The sequence below is a fragment of the Halogeometricum borinquense DSM 11551 genome (assembly GCF_000172995.2).
GTDB lineage: Archaea > Halobacteriota > Halobacteria > Halobacteriales > Haloferacaceae > Halogeometricum > Halogeometricum borinquense.
Map to the genome: position 1 here is coordinate 419,775 of NC_014729.1, position 14,647 is coordinate 434,421.

At 62.0% G+C, this 14,647-nt stretch carries 17 protein-coding genes and 1 tRNA gene; 5 read left to right on the forward strand and 13 right to left on the reverse strand.

Features of this window, described 5'->3' with window-relative positions:
* Nucleotides 1–78: 78 nt before the first annotated feature.
* A complete protein-coding gene (locus tag HBOR_RS02145) occupies nucleotides 79–390 on the reverse strand; it encodes a hypothetical protein (protein ID WP_006055385.1) in 312 nt (103 codons plus the stop codon).
* 312 nt (nucleotides 391–702) lie between these two features.
* Between HBOR_RS02145 and HBOR_RS19835 the strand changes: the two genes are divergently transcribed.
* Together HBOR_RS19835 and HBOR_RS02150 are read left to right on the forward strand one after the other, a co-directional pair.
* Nucleotides 703–873, forward strand: coding sequence for a hypothetical protein (locus HBOR_RS19835; RefSeq protein ID WP_006055384.1), 171 nt, complete (start codon nucleotides 703–705; stop codon nucleotides 871–873).
* A 177-nt stretch (nucleotides 874–1,050) separates the two neighbouring features.
* Entirely contained in the window at nucleotides 1,051–1,737 is a 687-nt protein-coding gene (locus HBOR_RS02150) for a DUF7119 family protein (RefSeq protein ID WP_006055383.1), read from the forward strand.
* A 34-nt stretch (nucleotides 1,738–1,771) separates the two neighbouring features.
* Here the strand turns inward: HBOR_RS02150 and HBOR_RS02155 are convergent, their stop codons facing one another.
* Nucleotides 1,772–3,040: a M20/M25/M40 family metallo-hydrolase gene (locus HBOR_RS02155; RefSeq protein WP_006055382.1), complete on the reverse strand. Its 1,269-nt coding sequence runs from the start codon at nucleotides 3,038–3,040 to the stop codon at nucleotides 1,772–1,774.
* Nucleotides 3,041–3,120: 80 nt separating this feature from the next.
* Between HBOR_RS02155 and HBOR_RS02160 the strand changes: the two genes are divergently transcribed.
* Nucleotides 3,121–3,194 (forward strand) — tRNA-Lys (locus HBOR_RS02160).
* A 156-nt stretch (nucleotides 3,195–3,350) separates the two neighbouring features.
* Here the strand turns inward: HBOR_RS02160 and pepF are convergent.
* Nucleotides 3,351–5,150: an oligoendopeptidase F gene (gene pepF / locus HBOR_RS02165; protein ID WP_006055381.1), complete on the reverse strand. Its 1,800-nt coding sequence runs from the start codon at nucleotides 5,148–5,150 to the stop codon at nucleotides 3,351–3,353.
* 402 nt (nucleotides 5,151–5,552) lie between these two features.
* Between pepF and HBOR_RS19840 the strand changes: the two genes are divergently transcribed.
* On the forward strand, nucleotides 5,553–5,690 hold the full coding sequence (locus HBOR_RS19840; RefSeq protein WP_162531008.1) for a hypothetical protein: 138 nt from the start codon (nucleotides 5,553–5,555) through the stop codon (nucleotides 5,688–5,690).
* 7 nt (nucleotides 5,691–5,697) lie between these two features.
* On the opposite strand, the gene HBOR_RS19845 is transcribed toward HBOR_RS19840, so the two are convergent.
* Nucleotides 5,698–5,853, reverse strand: coding sequence for a DUF7563 family protein (locus HBOR_RS19845; protein WP_013440448.1), 156 nt, complete (start codon nucleotides 5,851–5,853; stop codon nucleotides 5,698–5,700).
* Between the two features lie 164 nt (nucleotides 5,854–6,017).
* Here HBOR_RS19845 and HBOR_RS02170 point away from each other — a divergent pair, with 164 nt between their 5' ends.
* Nucleotides 6,018–7,343: a M28 family peptidase gene (locus tag HBOR_RS02170; RefSeq protein ID WP_006055379.1), complete on the forward strand. Its 1,326-nt coding sequence runs from the start codon at nucleotides 6,018–6,020 to the stop codon at nucleotides 7,341–7,343.
* Nucleotides 7,344–7,383: 40 nt separating this feature from the next.
* Here the strand turns inward: HBOR_RS02170 and HBOR_RS02175 are convergent, their stop codons facing one another.
* The 9 genes from HBOR_RS02175 to HBOR_RS02215 all read right to left on the reverse strand — a co-directional run bounded on the left by HBOR_RS02175 (nucleotide 7,384) and on the right by HBOR_RS02215 (nucleotide 14,571).
* Nucleotides 7,384–7,629, reverse strand: a complete 246-nt coding sequence (locus HBOR_RS02175) for a hypothetical protein (RefSeq protein ID WP_006055378.1) — start codon at nucleotides 7,627–7,629, stop codon at nucleotides 7,384–7,386.
* A 117-nt stretch (nucleotides 7,630–7,746) separates the two neighbouring features.
* Nucleotides 7,747–8,394, reverse strand: coding sequence for an HAD family hydrolase (locus HBOR_RS02180; protein WP_049890540.1), 648 nt, complete (start codon nucleotides 8,392–8,394; stop codon nucleotides 7,747–7,749).
* A gap of 129 nt (nucleotides 8,395–8,523) precedes the next feature.
* Complete coding sequence (truA, locus tag HBOR_RS02185) at nucleotides 8,524–9,342, reverse strand: tRNA pseudouridine(38-40) synthase TruA (RefSeq protein WP_006055376.1); 819 nt, start codon at nucleotides 9,340–9,342, stop codon at nucleotides 8,524–8,526.
* Nucleotides 9,343–9,429: 87 nt separating this feature from the next.
* A complete protein-coding gene (gene hisS, locus HBOR_RS02190; protein WP_006055375.1) occupies nucleotides 9,430–10,725 on the reverse strand; it encodes a histidine--tRNA ligase in 1,296 nt (431 codons plus the stop codon).
* An 85-nt stretch (nucleotides 10,726–10,810) separates the two neighbouring features.
* A complete protein-coding gene (locus HBOR_RS02195; protein ID WP_006055374.1) occupies nucleotides 10,811–12,007 on the reverse strand; it encodes an outer membrane protein assembly factor BamB family protein in 1,197 nt (398 codons plus the stop codon).
* 47 nt (nucleotides 12,008–12,054) lie between these two features.
* Nucleotides 12,055–12,972 carry a DMT family transporter gene (locus HBOR_RS02200; RefSeq protein WP_006055373.1) on the reverse strand — a complete coding sequence of 306 codons (918 nt, stop codon included), beginning with the start codon at nucleotides 12,970–12,972 and terminating at the stop codon, nucleotides 12,055–12,057.
* 82 nt (nucleotides 12,973–13,054) lie between these two features.
* Nucleotides 13,055–13,645 (reverse strand): alpha hydrolase, encoded by a 591-nt coding sequence (locus tag HBOR_RS02205; RefSeq protein ID WP_006055372.1) that lies wholly within the window; start codon nucleotides 13,643–13,645, stop codon nucleotides 13,055–13,057.
* Nucleotides 13,646–13,650: 5 nt separating this feature from the next.
* On the reverse strand, nucleotides 13,651–14,010 hold the full coding sequence (locus tag HBOR_RS02210; RefSeq protein WP_006055371.1) for a DNA-binding protein: 360 nt from the start codon (nucleotides 14,008–14,010) through the stop codon (nucleotides 13,651–13,653).
* Between the two features lie 105 nt (nucleotides 14,011–14,115).
* Nucleotides 14,116–14,571 (reverse strand): 30S ribosomal protein S19e, encoded by a 456-nt coding sequence (locus HBOR_RS02215; protein WP_006055370.1) that lies wholly within the window; start codon nucleotides 14,569–14,571, stop codon nucleotides 14,116–14,118.
* Nucleotides 14,572–14,647 lie beyond the last annotated feature (76 nt).

A 14,647-nucleotide genomic window follows, 5' to 3' on the forward strand; every position in this document is an offset into this window, starting at 1 on the left:
GCTAGACCTCCATACTGATAGGCCACCTTCTCACGTCAACCCTTCCCGGTGCTTCCATATAGCGGACATTGTTGCCTGTTAATTCTTTGCTACCGGTTTGAGGACGCTCTCGCGGTCGAGATGGCGGAATGTGCCGTTTACGATGCGGCCTACCGGCGTCCAATCCGTCGTCTCTGCGGCCCCGCAAGCGATACACTGGCCGTACGCTCGAACCTCGACGGTTCGACCGTCAACGCCCACCTCGACGAACCCCTCAACGACCATATCTGTCAAGTCGCATCCGCAGAAATCCGGGTCCGGAAAGCGCCAGAGTTCACTCACGCTCACCTTCCGGTCGTCGTTGACGGATATCCACGCGCCGTCGTCGAGGATGCGAAGCGCAACTGCCATGCCTCTACTAGGTACTCGCGCTACCCCACTTTGACGGCGCGAGCAAAGGCAGACTCAGTCGGTGACGCAGCTTACTGGGGCAAACGGACTGCAGTCCCACGGTTTTCCTGATACTGGTGCGTCGAAGGTATCGGCAATCGGTTCTGGTTTCCTGGAGTAAAGGTACGGATTACATCCGAAGCGTTGCTTATCCGGGTGCCGCCCATTCGGGGGAATGATGACTGACGCACACCACCGACATTCGGGTCGGCGACAACACGTCTCAGCAGACGTAGCTCCTGAACTGTATCCACCAGACATCGATGATAACGAATGAACTCGGGCGACTACGACTCCGAACAAGAGACCGACACAGAGGAGGACACAGCAGACGTGAGTGAGAACGATACCACGGACGACGACTACGAGCATCTCAAATCGCTTGACGACGGCGTTGGGTGTACCGAAATTTGGGAACACCTCTCGGAAAGCCGCGACGGCTGACGCGGTGTCGAGCGAACTCTCTCCCCCTCGTCTTTCGCTTCGACGCTCGTCTTCGCCTGCCCCGGCCGCCGGTCGCCAGCTTCCATCCGCCCCGACCGTTAGTCACTCGTCTCCGCCCGCAGACGTTGCCGGGCGGGGAGATGCTTTTACCGGCCGGTCCGTTACTGAGGTGTACGAATGACGGATGACGACTCGGTGACCGACGGTGGCCGCCGCAACTCCCTACCTGCGGACCGTGAGGAACCGGTCGGTGAACCGGTCGTCCGCGCGGACCCGGCGGTTACCGGCGAGCGGGCGCGTGAGGCTGTCGGCTTCGATCCGGACGACCCAGAGAGCGTCGCCGAGGCCGCCGAAACGGTTCGCGCCTTCTCGGAGAACACCATCGGCTCGGAGGACAACGTCTACATGCTCCGCGGTGCCGCGGCGTGTGCCGCGCTCGTCCGCGGCGTTGGGTCGTATAAGGCCGCCGCCGCCCGGGCCGGCGGTGACGTATCCGTCTCCTTTATCCGCAAGTGGGCGCGGGTCCACGACTTACCGCAGGCCGTCCGACGACACGTCGCCCGCGGCCACATCGCACCAACCGCCGCAAAGCACATCGCTCGCGTCTCCGGACCCGACCGATTCGATCTCGCGTGGGCCGTTCTTGACGGCGACCTGACCGTCAGAGAAGTCCGTCGCGTTGCCAGCGAGGTGAACGACGGGCGACCGGTCGCGGACGCACTTACTGAGCGCGGTGTCCGACCCGGCCGTCTCGAACTCTCGATATCGACGGATCACTACCGTGAACTCCGTCGGCGCGCATCGCTCGAAAATCGGACGCCCGGAGACATCGTTGACGAAGCACTTGATGACTATCTCGGCTGACGAGACGACTGCCGACTATCTCGATTGACGAACGCTATCCCGATAGAAGAAATTCCGCCGCCGCTTCGGTATACGTTTCTCTCGCTGTCTCTACGTCGTCCCAGTTGATGGTTTCGTCGGGGAAGTGCGCCTGTTCGATAGACCCCGGCCCGTAGAGGACGGTCGGTATCCCGGCGGCGACGTAGTGCCGCGAGTCCGCACCGTACGTCGCTCCGACCGGGTCCGTCGTGTCGTGCCCAGTTACACCCATCGCTGTCTGAAGCGACCGTACTACGTCTTCGTCGGCGTCTATCTCGGCTGGTTCGAATTGGATACTGAACCGCTCGAACGTCGGCGGCTGTTCCGAGAGCCAGTCGCTCTCTGCTACTACTTCAGCCAGACGCGCCTCGTACGCTTCTTCCACTTCGTCTACTGTCTCGCCGGGCGCGACGCCGAAGCGACACTCGGCGGTGAGCGTCCCCGCGACTGACGAGGCCCACGACCCGGCGCGGACGGTCCCGATGCAGACGGGCCACGGAATAGGGAACGCATCGTACAGCGGATGCGACACCGACTCGCTCCGTTCGGATTCGAGTTCGAAGAACGCCTTCCGGATACGCTCGAAGTGCGGCAACACGTCCTCACCGTTCCATCGCGTCGCCGCGTGCGCCGCCCGACCACGGAGACGCAGGCGCTTCATCACCGTCCCCTCTGTCGCCGTCACACAGCGAAGTTCGGTCGGTTCGGCGACGATTGCCGCGTCTCTGTCGAACGGATACGGGTTGTCGAGTGCGGCCGCGGCCGCACCGATTCCACCCTCTTCCTCGCCGACGACGCTCTCGACCACTACGCGGCCGTCGAGTCCGTCCAGTTCGCCGTCTCCCACTCGCTCCTGCAGGTCTCGTACGGCGAAGACGCACGCCGCCAGACCGGATTTCATGTCGGCCGCCCCGCGGGCGGTAACTTCTCCATCGGACCACACTGGATCGAACGGATCCGACGACCAGTTCTCTCGGTCAACGGGCACCACGTCGCAGTGGCCGTTCAGGACGAGCGTCGGCCCCGCGTCAGGATCACCGAACGTCACGACCCCGGCGACACTCGGTCTGTCGGCGACGCGAATCTCGGCGGAGTCGTCCGGAAACGACGGATGCGAGGCGAGTCGGTCGGCGTCGGCAGTCCACTCGTAGGTGTCGAAACCGAACGCCTCGAACTGGTCTCGCAACCACGACTGTGCCTCTGCTTCGTCGCCGTCGGTGGTCTCAAAGCGGAGAAATCGGTCTACGAACTCGGTTAGTGGGACTTCATTCGAATGCTCTCGCATAGTTCGCCGGACGACGCGGTGATACAAGAGCGTACGCGAGAGTAAACGCTTATAAGTACCCGACAGTTATGAACGGTCGAGGGCCGGTAGCTCAGTTTGGCAGAGCGTCTGGCTTTTAACCAGACGGTCGGGGGTTCAAGTCCCTCCCGGCCCGTTTTTAGATCCGTGAGCGACAGTGAGCGGTGTCGTTGCTTGTCGGACGGTTCTACTCACATCTGTCACAGCCACGAGTGACATCCAAAAGTGAACTCGACCGGGATTGGTTCAAGCCCCTCCAGCGAAACTCTTCTCTGCGGCCGACGCGACGGCGTTATTCGGTATCTAACAGACCAGCCATCTCGTCGAGGTAGTCGCCGTACACGGACAGCGCCGACTCGATGGGTTCGGGCGAGGCCATATCGACGCCAGCGGTCTCAAGCACTTCGATGGGGTACTTCGCCCCGCCGAGTGCGAGGGCGTCGCGGTAGTCGGCGGCGGCGTCTTCGCCCTCGTTCAGGATGCGTTCGACGATGGCGACGGCGGCGGAGATGCCCGTCGAGTACTGGTAGACGTAGTAGTTGTAGTAGAAGTGCGGAATGCGCATCCACTCGCGTGCGATTCGGTCGTCTACGTTCGCTGGCGCGTAGAACTCCCGTTTCAGGTCGCCGTACAGTTGGTCGAGACGGTCCGGCGTGAGCGCGCCGCCCTCCTCGGAGATGGTGTGCATCTGGTGTTCGAAGTCGGCGAACATCGTCTGCCGGTACAGCGTCGAGCGGAAGCGTTCGAGATACTCATCGAGGACGTGCATCCGGAACTCGTCGTCTTCGACGTTCTCCAAGAGATACTGCGTGAGAAGCGTCTCGTTCACCGTAGAGGCGACTTCTGCGACGAAAATCGTGTAATCCGCGTAGTGCCACGGTTGCTCTTCTTTCGCCAACTCCGAGTGCAGCGAGTGACCGAGTTCGTGTGCGAGGGTGAACATCGAGGAGATGTCTTCCTGATAGTTCATCATGATGAACGGCTGGGTGTCGTACGTGCCGGAGGAGAACGCGCCCGACCGCTTCCCGCGGTTTTCGTACACGTCAACCCAGCGGTCCTCTAACCCCTGTGCGAGTTGCGACTGGTACTCCTCGCCGAGCGGGGCGACAGCCTCGATGATGTACTCTTTGGCCTCCTCGTAGGTGATCTCCGGACCTTCGTCCCCGGTCAGCGACATGTAGAGGTCCCACATCTCCAACTCCTCGACGCCGAGCGCACCGCGCTTCAGTTCGGCGTGTCGGTGGAGGTAGTCGAGGTTGTCACGGACAGTCTCCACGAGGTTGTCGTACACTTCGACGGGGACGTTCGTGCCGTCGAGTGCGGCCTCGCGGGCCGTCTCGTAGTTTCGCGCGTTGGCGTACTTCACGTCCTTTTTGACGCTGTTTTTCAGTGCCGTGCCAACGGTGTTGCGCACGTCACCCCACTCGTCGTAGAACTGCTGGTACACTTCGCGGCGGAACTGTCGGTTCGGGTGTTTCTGGAGTTTCGTGAAGTTGCCCTGTGATATTTCAACCTCTTCACCCTCGGGGTTCTCGACGGTGGGAAACGTCATGTCCGCGTTCGAGAGCATGCCGAAAATGTCGCTCGGGGCACTGGCGACTTCACCCAACTCGGCGAGGACTTCCTCGACTTCGGCCGACCGAGTGTGCGGTTTCATCCGCAGCACGTCGTCAAAGTAGTGTTCGTAGTCGACGAGTTCGGGTTCTGTCTCGATGAACGACTCCACGTCCGCCTCGCTCAGTTCCTGCAGTTCGGGCTCGACGAAACTCACCGTCGATTGGGCTTCCGAGGAGAGCGATTCGGCCTTTGCTTGGAGTGCCTGATACTCCTGATCTCGGGTGTCTTCGGCGCTTCGCAAACTGGCGTAGTTGGCGACTTTCGAGACCTCACGCATGATCTCCTCTTGGAGTTCGAGGAGTTCGAGAAGCGTCTCTGGACTCTCCGTCACGCGCCCTTCGTAGGCGGCAATCTCGGACAGTCGTTCCTGCACGTCTTCGAACGCCGTCTCCCACTCGTCGTCGCTAGCGTAGATACTCTCTAAATCCCACTTGTATTCGGAGTCGATTTCACTCCGTTCGGGAACCGAACTCATACCTCGTGAGAACGGCGGTGTCGTGGTAAACTTTGCCAATTGTCGCTGCGTCTGCTAGTTTCTCACGGATACACTCGGTCAAGCGAATCAATCACAAACGGTATCGGCACAGCTCTAGGGGTTCGTGAAAGGTGTGGGGGGGAGGGCTGCAGACAACGGTCGGCCCACGCGCCATGGTGGGGTGGGGGGGAAGCGGCGCGCAGGCCGTGGGTGGGCGGGGGGTGTCCAGGGATCGGATGGGTGGGGTGTGGGATGGTGGGGTTGGGGGGCACCTACCCACGAATCACGCCCGATAGGGGCGTATTCGCACGTGTTCCGACAGGGTGTCGGTTCGTGGCGGGACACGAACGCCGTCGCGCCCGTGCCGCACCTGTTGGTAATATGGGAGGTGACGTATTCGTGATGCCTAACCACTTTGGGTCCTCAGAGAACCAGACGGATAGTATCGCTCGCCTGTACAACGATTGGTGCCGCGTTAGGGGGCAGATCACGGCATCCCCCGTCGAGATGGAGATCGACGGAGTGCTTGATTTCTACTGATTCGCGGCTAATGTCTTGTCGCGCGGGCTTCTCTCACGTCACCACCGTCTCTGACCTTGTCTTCGCAACTCGGGCACACTCGGGGGTTGTTCATCCCTTCGGGGGCGAAGACGCGGACGTACTCCGTTGTTACGAACGAACCGCAGTTGTCACACTTCGGCATCGGACTGTTCTTAGCAGTTACTGTGAATAAAATTTAGGGCCATTGTCAGGTTGAGTCGGAATTCGTTCAGTCTGAGACCCCTTCCATCAACGGTGTGTCTCCGATTCTCGGCAGACGCTGTTGTCACCCCCAACTTCTTTCGTACTTTCCGTCAACGGCGTGATATGGACAACCACAACAAAGAGAGAAACGCCGCACTTGGTCGGGCGTGGACCGACGACGAATCGTGGGACTTTCTCACCCGTCTGACTCGCATCGGCAATCGGATGGGCGGCAGCAATGGCGAACGGCGTGCAGCGACACTTGTCGCCGAGGCTTTCCGGGATGCTGGCGTCTGCGATGTCCACACGGACCCGTTCGAGATGCAGGCGTGGTCTCGTGGGCGGTCGAGACTCTCGCTCGAAGCCGATGGCAGAGCGTTCGACACCGTCGCACTCCCGTACTCTCCGTCGGGTGACGTGACCGGCGAACTCGTCTACGTCGGCCACGGGACACCTGACGAGGTGGACGAACACGACGTCGCGGGGAAGATTGTCGTCGCATCAACAACGACGCCGCCCGGCGGTCGATTCGTTCACCGCATGGAGAAGTTCGGTTACGCCATCGATGCGGGCGCGGAGGCGTTCGTCTTCGTCAACCACGTCCCCGGACAACTTCCGCCGACGGGGGCGTTGAAGTTCGGCGAGGAGGCGGTCGCCCCCGCTGTCGGTGTCAGCAAGGAGTCCGGCGCGTGGCTGAAAGACGACGCGGAGGACGGTACAATGGCGCGATTGACTGTTGAGGCTGAGACGACGACCGGGGAGAGCCAGAACGTCGTCGGCCGACTTGGTCCCGACACTGACGAGGAGATACTGTTGCTGGCTCACTACGACGCCCACGACATCGCTGAGGGGGCACTCGACAACGGGTGCGGTATCGCCGTCGTCGTCACTGCGGCGCGAATTCTCGCACAATTCGATCTCTCTGTCGGCGTCCGTATCGCAGGCGTCGGATGCGAAGAGACCGGTTTGACCGGTTCGGAACACCTTGCTGAACAACTTGCCCACGACCGAATCAAGGCCGTCGTGAACGTGGACGGCGCGGGTCGGTTCCGCGATTTGATTGCGATGACGCACACCTCAGAGGCGACAGCGTCGGTTGCCGAACGCGTCGCCGACGAGACGCGACACCCGATTCAGATCGAAACGGAACCGCACCCGTTCAGCGATCAGTGGCCGTTCGCCCGTGCAGGCGTCCCCGCCTTGCAACTGCACAGCGACAGCGGCGAACGCGGACGGGGGTGGGGGCATACCCACGCCGACACCCGCGATAAGGTGGACGACCGAAACATCCGCGAACACGCGATGCTCACGGCGTTACTCGTCGCAGAACTCGCTGGCGAGGACGAGGTGCCGCGCCTTGACACCGAGGAACTCGCCGCGGCGTTCCGCGATGCAGGTTTCGAGACGGGGATGCGCGCGGCGGACCTGTGGCCCGACGCGTGGGAGTGAATGAAAGAGTGAGGTTTCGTCGGCTACGAGCGGATGAGACTTATCGGACACCGTCCACGGCGATGGCAATTCCTCTGAGAAACTGCCGCGCCGCAAAGTACACAACCGGGATCATAATGATGGCGTACACGAAAACGCCGAAACCGATTTCGTCCGCAATACCGCCGATTCGTTCGGCGACGAAGTTCCCGACGGCAAAGATGACAAACGCGACCGTGAGGTGGCGGGCTCCGACGCTAATGGCCGACTCTGAGACGGCGAACGAGTCCGCCGGGTCGTCGCTCATCGAGTCCCACCTGCCGACATAACGGCGGCTGGGATTCGACTGCGTACTACATCATTCCGTGTTCGGGTCACCGATTGGAGGATCACACCTGATGTTCACCGACATCGTCTAAAAGCATTAACAGATTGCTACCACGTCATCCAGCGACTCCACTTCGTACGTCGGGTTGGCGGCCAACTGGTAGTCGTCGCGGTGTGGGCGGCGGATAAATGCTGAGTCGGCACCGGCCCGGGTGGCGGCTAACACGTCCACATTACTGTCACCGACGTAGAGAACGCTCTCGGCGTCGAGTTCGTCGATAGCGCGTTCGAGGTAGTGCGGTGAGGGCTTGCGGTTCCGATAGCCTTCGACCGTCGGTGACCGACCGTACGCGACCTCGAACTGATCGCGGAGTTCGAACGCGTCGAGTATTGTTTCGACTGTTTCGTGTTGGTTGTTGCTCACCACCCCCATCGTCCGGTCGAGATCCGAAAGGACCGACACATCGTCGTACAGCGTCTTTTCACCGCGTTCGATGGCGGCGGCTTGGGCGGCCGCCGCGTTCGCCTCGCGGCGAGGCCAGAACGCTTCGTAGTCCACGTCGTGAATCTCACAAATGCGTTGGACGCGTGCGAAACTCCCGTGGATGACGCTGTCTACGCCCTCTGTCGTCGGTTCGACGCCGAACTCCGAGAACGCCGCGCGAACCGCCTCGCGGTGGACGGTCGTCGCCGTCGGTCTCGTCAGGACGCCGTCGTTGTCGAAGATGACCGCGTCGTAGCACATACGCGCGTGTCGCATCTGCGACGACCAAGAGGTTGCTATGAGTGGTGTGTTCTCCTCTGTTCGGCTACAGAGTCTATATTCGGTCGCAACTGCGATGCTCTCTTTCGCCGTCGCTCGACAACCGGGGCGCTATCTCTCGCTGTCGCCTTCGATTCCGCGGCGGATGCGTCCGGCAACCCGGGTGCGAATGAGACCGTCACGCCGCCGCTTCTCGAAGACGCCTGCGGCACTTTCGACGGCCTCTGGGTCGCGTTCGAACGTCACACCGGGATAGACAACGCGTTCGAGGACGAGCGGCTCTGCCGGAGCAGTCGGTACGCCTTCCGGTCCCGGAACCGTTTCGGGTCCAAGAACCGTCTCGATGTCGGCAAGCGGCCGGTCGCCGGTTGCGACGCTGTGGACGATGCTGGCGAGACGGCGGACGAGGTTGTACGGGAATCCGCCCGCGGCGACCGAGAGGACGAGAAACTCACCGTCGGCTTCGACGGAGACGGTCACGTCTCGGACTGTGCCGGTGTCATCGGGCGTGAGATTGTGGAAGTCGTGTTCGCCCGTCAGCGCGTCGGCGGCCGCCTGCGCTTTGGACTCGTCCGCTTCAGGGGCGTAGAGGTCGTAGACGTATGCCCGACGAGCGGCATCGTGCGTCGCGTGGAATCGCTCACCTACGTCGGCTGCGGCCCACGCCCGGACGCTTTCGGGCAGTTCGGCGTTCATCGCGCGTGGCGTACACCACTCTGGACAGTCGAACGCGACGGTCTGTGCGAGCGCCGACACTCCGGCATCGGTGCGGCCGGCGGCGGCGTATCCGGTCGGTTTCCGTGCGTCCTCGTCGAGAACACCGAGCGACCGGAGGGCGTCGAAGATGCTATCTTCGACTGTCGGCACTGACGGCTGTCGCTGGAATCCGTAAAACGGTCGGCCGTCGTAGGCGATACGGAAAGCGCGCACGAGTTGCTCTCGTCGGCATTCGGACTTATCGCCCGCGATTCTCGTCCCGGTTCGGGATGATTCGCGCGAACTCGTCGTTCGGCGGATTTAGGCGAAGTCGTCGTACGTCGGACGGTCTCTGTCGCCCGGGAAGTCCGAGACGGGTGCGGTCGTCTGGTCGCCGGTGTCCATATCTTTCACTGTCACTTCGTCGTTCTCTAAGTCCTGCTCCCCGACGATGACGACCGTCTCGGCGTTGATGGAGTCCGCATAGCCCATCTGTGCGCCGAAACTACGGTCTGCAACGTCCATCTCCACGACGTTGCCGCGGTCGCGCAGGTCGCGGGCGACGCGGGAGGCGACAGCGCGCGTGTCGCCGACGGTGAGGACGTAGTAGTCCGTCTGGAGTTCCTCTTCGGGCCAGACATCCGCGCGTTCACAGAGCAGTTGGAGCGTCGCGTCACCGAGTGCGACACCGACGGCGGGTGTCGGTTGGCCGCCGAAGTCCTCGATGAGGTTGTCGTAGCGACCGCCGCCAAACGCCGCCCGCGACACGTCGCCGGTGGAGTCGAAGCACTCGAAGACGACGCCCGTGTAGTAGTCGAGACCGCGGGCCGTCGTCAGGGAGATGTCGCAGTACTGCCGCACGCCGAAGTCTTCGGTCGCCGCGAGAACGGCACGGAGATTCTCGACGGCGTCTTTCACGTCGTCGCCGCCGAACTCGGCGATGGCGTCGAGGTCGCCCGCTACGATGAGGTTGTCGAACTCGCGGGCTTGGTCGTAGGAGAGACCGGCGTCAGAGAGCAGTCCGAGGTATTCCTCGTCTTCGACCTTCGCGCGCTTGTCAACGGCGCGGATGGCATTCCGGGTGTCTACGTCGGCGTCGAACGAATCGAGGAGACCGCCGAGGATGTCGCGGTGGGAGACGCGGAACTCGAAGTCGTCAGCTGTCAGGCCCAGAGAAGTAAGCGCGTCCGCCGCGAACGCCAGAATCTCCGCGTCGGCCTCGGGTTCCGACGAGCCGAAGATGTCGACGTTCGTCTGGTAGAACTCGCGGAAACGGCCCTGTTGGACCTGCTCGAAGCGCCAGAACGGGCGGGAAGAGACCCACTTGATCGGCTTCGATAGCGCCTGTTGCTTGGCGACGACCATCCGGGCGACGGTCGGCGTCAGTTCCGGCGTCAACGACACCTCGCGGCCGCCTTTGTCCTCGAAGGCGTACAGTTCTTCGACGATTTCCTCGCCGCTTTTGTCCACGTACATCTGCGTCCGTTCGAGTCGCGGCGTCGCTATCTCGCGGAAGCCGTATCGGGCCGCCGCATCCTCGACAGCGTCGAATACCTGCCGCCGAGCGGACATCTCGTCGGGGTAGAAGTCACGAAACCCCTTGAGTCGGTCATACATAGGCGGTGATTCGGTGTAATCGCGCTTGAAACTGTTGAAGCCCGCTCTTCTTCGCTTCTTGTTCCGCCGCTGTTTGCTCCGATTCTCACACGTCGCCCACGTCGAATGGGCGCACCCACCCGACTGTGGAGACATACAACCACGACCGCCAGCTATCGAGATGGGCACTCTCAATTTTCTCGTCGGGGCTATCAATCATCCATCCACACCGGTCCTCGTACCGACTCTCGACCAATGGGACTCGGTTCCCGCGTCGGCCTTCGTCCGTCACACGGTGGAGGTAACCGGACTGGTCAACCACGAACACGCCCGCGTCGCCTGCGGCGATAGCACCAACCGAGATCTCGGCGTCGTACTCCCACTTGACCGACCATTCGGATGTCTCGGCTTCGGGCGTCGCCGTGAGTGCGACAACACGTCCCGACGTTCCGCCGAGGTAGACGGTGTCCTCGTCGTGGTCGAACGACGCCATTTCATCGAGGGGGTTTTTCGTTTGCTGAACTGTCCCCTCGGCGGCGTTCACCTTCGCCACTGTTTCGGTCGTGGCGAAAACGAGGCTTTCATTGACGAAGACGGGTTGCCACCACGTCTTTCCGGGGAGGCTAACCGTCCAGCGAACGTCTCCAGTCTCCGGATTGAACCCGCGTAGAACACTGTCTTCGGACCCTGAAACGACGATATCTGAGGCGAGGGCTGGTCCGTGTTCAACCATCGCCGTCACTTCGGTAGCCCACAGTTCGGATCCGTCTGTGGAATCCAACGCGACGACGCGGTGGGTGTACTGCGACTCGTCGCTCGGATCTGGGTCCGGTTTGTTTGAGTGGGAGATGCCGACGTAGACGCGGCCGTCAGCGACCAGCGGTTGGCCCCACGCACCGCCGCCGTACTCTTCGACACCGCCAGCGTCGTACGTCCACTCGATGCGTCCGGTCGCGGCGTCGAGTGCGCGGACGGTATCGTCACCAGTCCCGATGTAGACTCGGTTTTCGTGCACGGCGGGGACGCCAAATCCGCCACCCTCAGAAACGGTGGTCCACTCGGCCTGTCCATGATGGTTGAGGGCAGCGAGTCGGTGCTGGTCGCCGCCGGTAGTGCCGTATCCTTCAGGAACGAGAAGGGCGTTTTCCGTCTCTACTACCGGTCCCCAGTAGTCTCCGTGGTACGTCCATCCCGGTTCCAACGGCGACGCGCAGTGCGGTTCTTCGGCAAGGTACCAGCCACCACCGGCGGTGCCGGTGACGCCGAGCGCGAGGAGGATATCTCTTCGGGACCAATCGGGCATCGTCTCGAATTTTCATCACGACCGGATATGTCTTCTGAACAACTATTTCACAGCGCGATGAGGGCGACGCCGATGACGGCGAGCGCCGCGGCGACGAGGCGCGTCCCGAACGCTCGTTCGCGGAGGAGGACGCCGCCGAGGAGGACGGCGACGACAGCTTGGGTGTTGACGACCGGTGAGGCGATGCTGGCGGGGGCGACGGCGAACGCCAACGACGTGAGATGTTCACCGAGCGCGACGCCCGCGCCGGCGAGGGCAAACTTCGGTAGATCTCCACGGACAGACACCCAGTCACGGACGACGAGTGGCAGGAGTACGACGACGACGCCCCCGAGGAGCGTCGGCACCCATATCGTCGGTGGAATGTTCATCTCCTGCAGGACGAGGCGTTTTCCAACGTCGCCGATGGCGTAGCAGAGGGCACTCACGAGTGCCAACTGGGCCGGTCGCGCGGTGGCCGCCTTCTTCAACGGATCCAGCAATGAACCGCTCCGGTAGTTGGCGACGTAGACGGCGAGTGTGGCGACGCCGACGCCGACTAGCTGAATCGGTCTGAGCTGTTCGTGTAAGAACAGAATCTCGATCGGGAGAACGAACACCGGGACGATTTTGTTTATCGGCGCGACGTACGACACCTCTCCCGCGTCGAGGGCGGACAGAAAGACGAGGAAGGCGGTCGCTGTCATGACGACCGTTAGGAGGATGATTCCCGCGTCGCCAATGCCGAACGTCCCCGCGTCGGGAATCTCCGCGGTAGGCGTCGAGAGTGTGATCGGAAGGTACCACAGGACCGCCGCGACGTTGACGACGACGGTAAACACGGTCCCGGGGTAGTCGTCGAAATACCGCTTGAGTGCGAAAATATACGTTCCCCAGACGAACGCGGCGACGACGGCGTAGGCGATGCCCGGCGGGAGCGAGAGCGCACCCGACTGGAGCGCGGCAGCATCGAAAAGCAGGTCCATCTACTCCGTGTCTGGCCTCGGCCAGTAGGAAAACGGTTCGATTACGCCGCTCGGGTCGTTCAGTGCGGCGGCCGAATACCGCTCACTTCAGTCCGCGAACGTACGTCTGTACGTGATCGGGGAACACCGATTCGACGGTGTCTTGTCCGTGTTTGTCGGCGATCATCGCACGGAGTTCCGCCTCGTAGTCGCCTTTCGTAATCCGCTCTGACGGGCCGCTCTCAACGTTGAGCGTGGAATCGACCAGTCGATCAACTGCTCGGCGACCGAATCCCGACAGCGGTGCCAAGTAATCTACGTCGTGTCGGTCTTCGAGACTCTGCGCTTGCGCGCGCGAGATGGTCGGCACCCGGTCGTCGCGCCGCGTTCCGTCGGCGATAGCGGCGACGTCCAACTCGGCGATGCGCTCAAGCGCGTGTTCGTGGACCTGTTGGATGCCGTTCCGCGGATAGCCGTCGTTGACCATCTGTTCGGCGGCCTCTCGGGCCACCGCCTCGTCGAGTTCGACTACATCGAACTCGTAGCCAAGTCTGTCGGCGGCGTCGCGGGCGTGAACCCAATCGTCCGTGATGCCGAAGTGGGCTGTTACGAGCGTCACGTCGTAAAACGAATCGAGCAAGAGGGCGGCAAGCGTCGAATCTTTGCCGCCGCTGTAGAGAAGCGCGAGCTCCACGTCGTCTATCGCCGCCGAATGTTGAAGCTCTTCGAGTCGGGCTGAAGCTCTCGAAGCAGGTCTTTCATCTGGTCTTCATCGATGCGGTCTTGGATCCGGCCGCTCTGTGCGAGTGCGACGAGTTGCTGTTTCACCTTCTCTGCGAAGTCGGGCTTCGACATCTCGACGGCGTTCAGGCGTTGCCGTGCCCCGTCGGTGAGATACTGCTTGAGGAGCGCGTCTTTTTGCGCCTCGGCACGTTCACGGGCGGCTTCTTGAGCGGCCTCGTTCTGTTGGCCCCCTTGACCCTCTGCCCGCTCTTGTAGCTCCTCCATCTTCTCTTGTCGAAGTTTTTCGAGCCGTTCGTCGTCGGGATTCCCACTCATACCCACAGATTCTCTCGCAGTTCTGAAAACGATTACGGAGGCTTCGGAACAGTGCCGACGCTCTTGATGTTGCGTCTGAGAAAACGTGACTCGTGGAAAACGGCGTTACGCGTAGCGTTCGAGTTCCGGCCGGTCGAGCGATTCGAAGACGTCGGCGGCGGCGTTGTCGAGGAAGCTACGACCCTCGTCGGTGATGACGCGACCCTCGCCCTGTGCGGTGCGGATGAGACCCTCTTCTTCCAGTTGCTGGAGCGCGGTACGGATGATGTTCTTGCTGCCGGTGTCGGAGTGTTTGCCCGAGACGACGTAGCGGTTGGTACCGCGCTTGCGGCCGCCGTACTCCGTCGAGAGTCGGTCAACGCCGACAGGTCCGTTCATCGCTACCTTTCGCAGGAGCGATGCCGTTCGGACGTACCAGAAGTTGTCCTGCTGCGGCGGAAGCTCTCGGGTCTGGCCCGTCTTTGCGAAGGCCATCCACTCCGGTTCTTCGATACGGTCTTCGAGGCGGTCGGCGACGTCCTCAATGAGGGCGTCGGCCGGAACGTCATAGAGGGTTACCATGGGTGTCTCTTCCGGATGGCGTCGTTTAAAGCCATCGTATCGGTGCTACGGAAGGGTACGGGCCGCTGGCGCCGCT

What these genes read in the sequence shown, in the direction of transcription:
- HBOR_RS02195 (WP_006055374.1), bottom strand. Translation starts at nt 12,007, where the DNA reads ATGCCCGATTGGTCCCGAAGAGATATCCTCCTCGCGCTCGGCGTCACC.
- HBOR_RS02180 (WP_049890540.1), bottom strand. Translation starts at nt 8,394, where the DNA reads ATGTGCTACGACGCGGTCATCTTCGACAACGACGGCGTCCTGACGAGA.
- hisS (WP_006055375.1), bottom strand. Translation starts at nt 10,725, where the DNA reads ATGTATGACCGACTCAAGGGGTTTCGTGACTTCTACCCCGACGAGATG.
- HBOR_RS19840 (WP_162531008.1), top strand. Translation starts at nt 5,553, where the DNA reads ATGCCTAACCACTTTGGGTCCTCAGAGAACCAGACGGATAGTATCGCT.
- HBOR_RS02145 (WP_006055385.1), bottom strand. Translation starts at nt 390, where the DNA reads ATGGCAGTTGCGCTTCGCATCCTCGACGACGGCGCGTGGATATCCGTC.
- HBOR_RS19835 (WP_006055384.1), top strand. Translation starts at nt 703, where the DNA reads ATGAACTCGGGCGACTACGACTCCGAACAAGAGACCGACACAGAGGAG.
- HBOR_RS02170 (WP_006055379.1), top strand. Translation starts at nt 6,018, where the DNA reads ATGGACAACCACAACAAAGAGAGAAACGCCGCACTTGGTCGGGCGTGG.
- HBOR_RS02155 (WP_006055382.1), bottom strand. Translation starts at nt 3,040, where the DNA reads ATGCGAGAGCATTCGAATGAAGTCCCACTAACCGAGTTCGTAGACCGA.
- pepF (WP_006055381.1), bottom strand. Translation starts at nt 5,150, where the DNA reads ATGAGTTCGGTTCCCGAACGGAGTGAAATCGACTCCGAATACAAGTGG.
- HBOR_RS02215 (WP_006055370.1), bottom strand. Translation starts at nt 14,571, where the DNA reads ATGGTAACCCTCTATGACGTTCCGGCCGACGCCCTCATTGAGGACGTC.
- HBOR_RS02210 (WP_006055371.1), bottom strand. Translation starts at nt 14,010, where the DNA reads ATGAGTGGGAATCCCGACGACGAACGGCTCGAAAAACTTCGACAAGAG.
- HBOR_RS19845 (WP_013440448.1), bottom strand. Translation starts at nt 5,853, where the DNA reads ATGCCGAAGTGTGACAACTGCGGTTCGTTCGTAACAACGGAGTACGTC.
- HBOR_RS02150 (WP_006055383.1), top strand. Translation starts at nt 1,051, where the DNA reads ATGACGGATGACGACTCGGTGACCGACGGTGGCCGCCGCAACTCCCTA.
- HBOR_RS02200 (WP_006055373.1), bottom strand. Translation starts at nt 12,972, where the DNA reads ATGGACCTGCTTTTCGATGCTGCCGCGCTCCAGTCGGGTGCGCTCTCG.
- HBOR_RS02175 (WP_006055378.1), bottom strand. Translation starts at nt 7,629, where the DNA reads ATGAGCGACGACCCGGCGGACTCGTTCGCCGTCTCAGAGTCGGCCATT.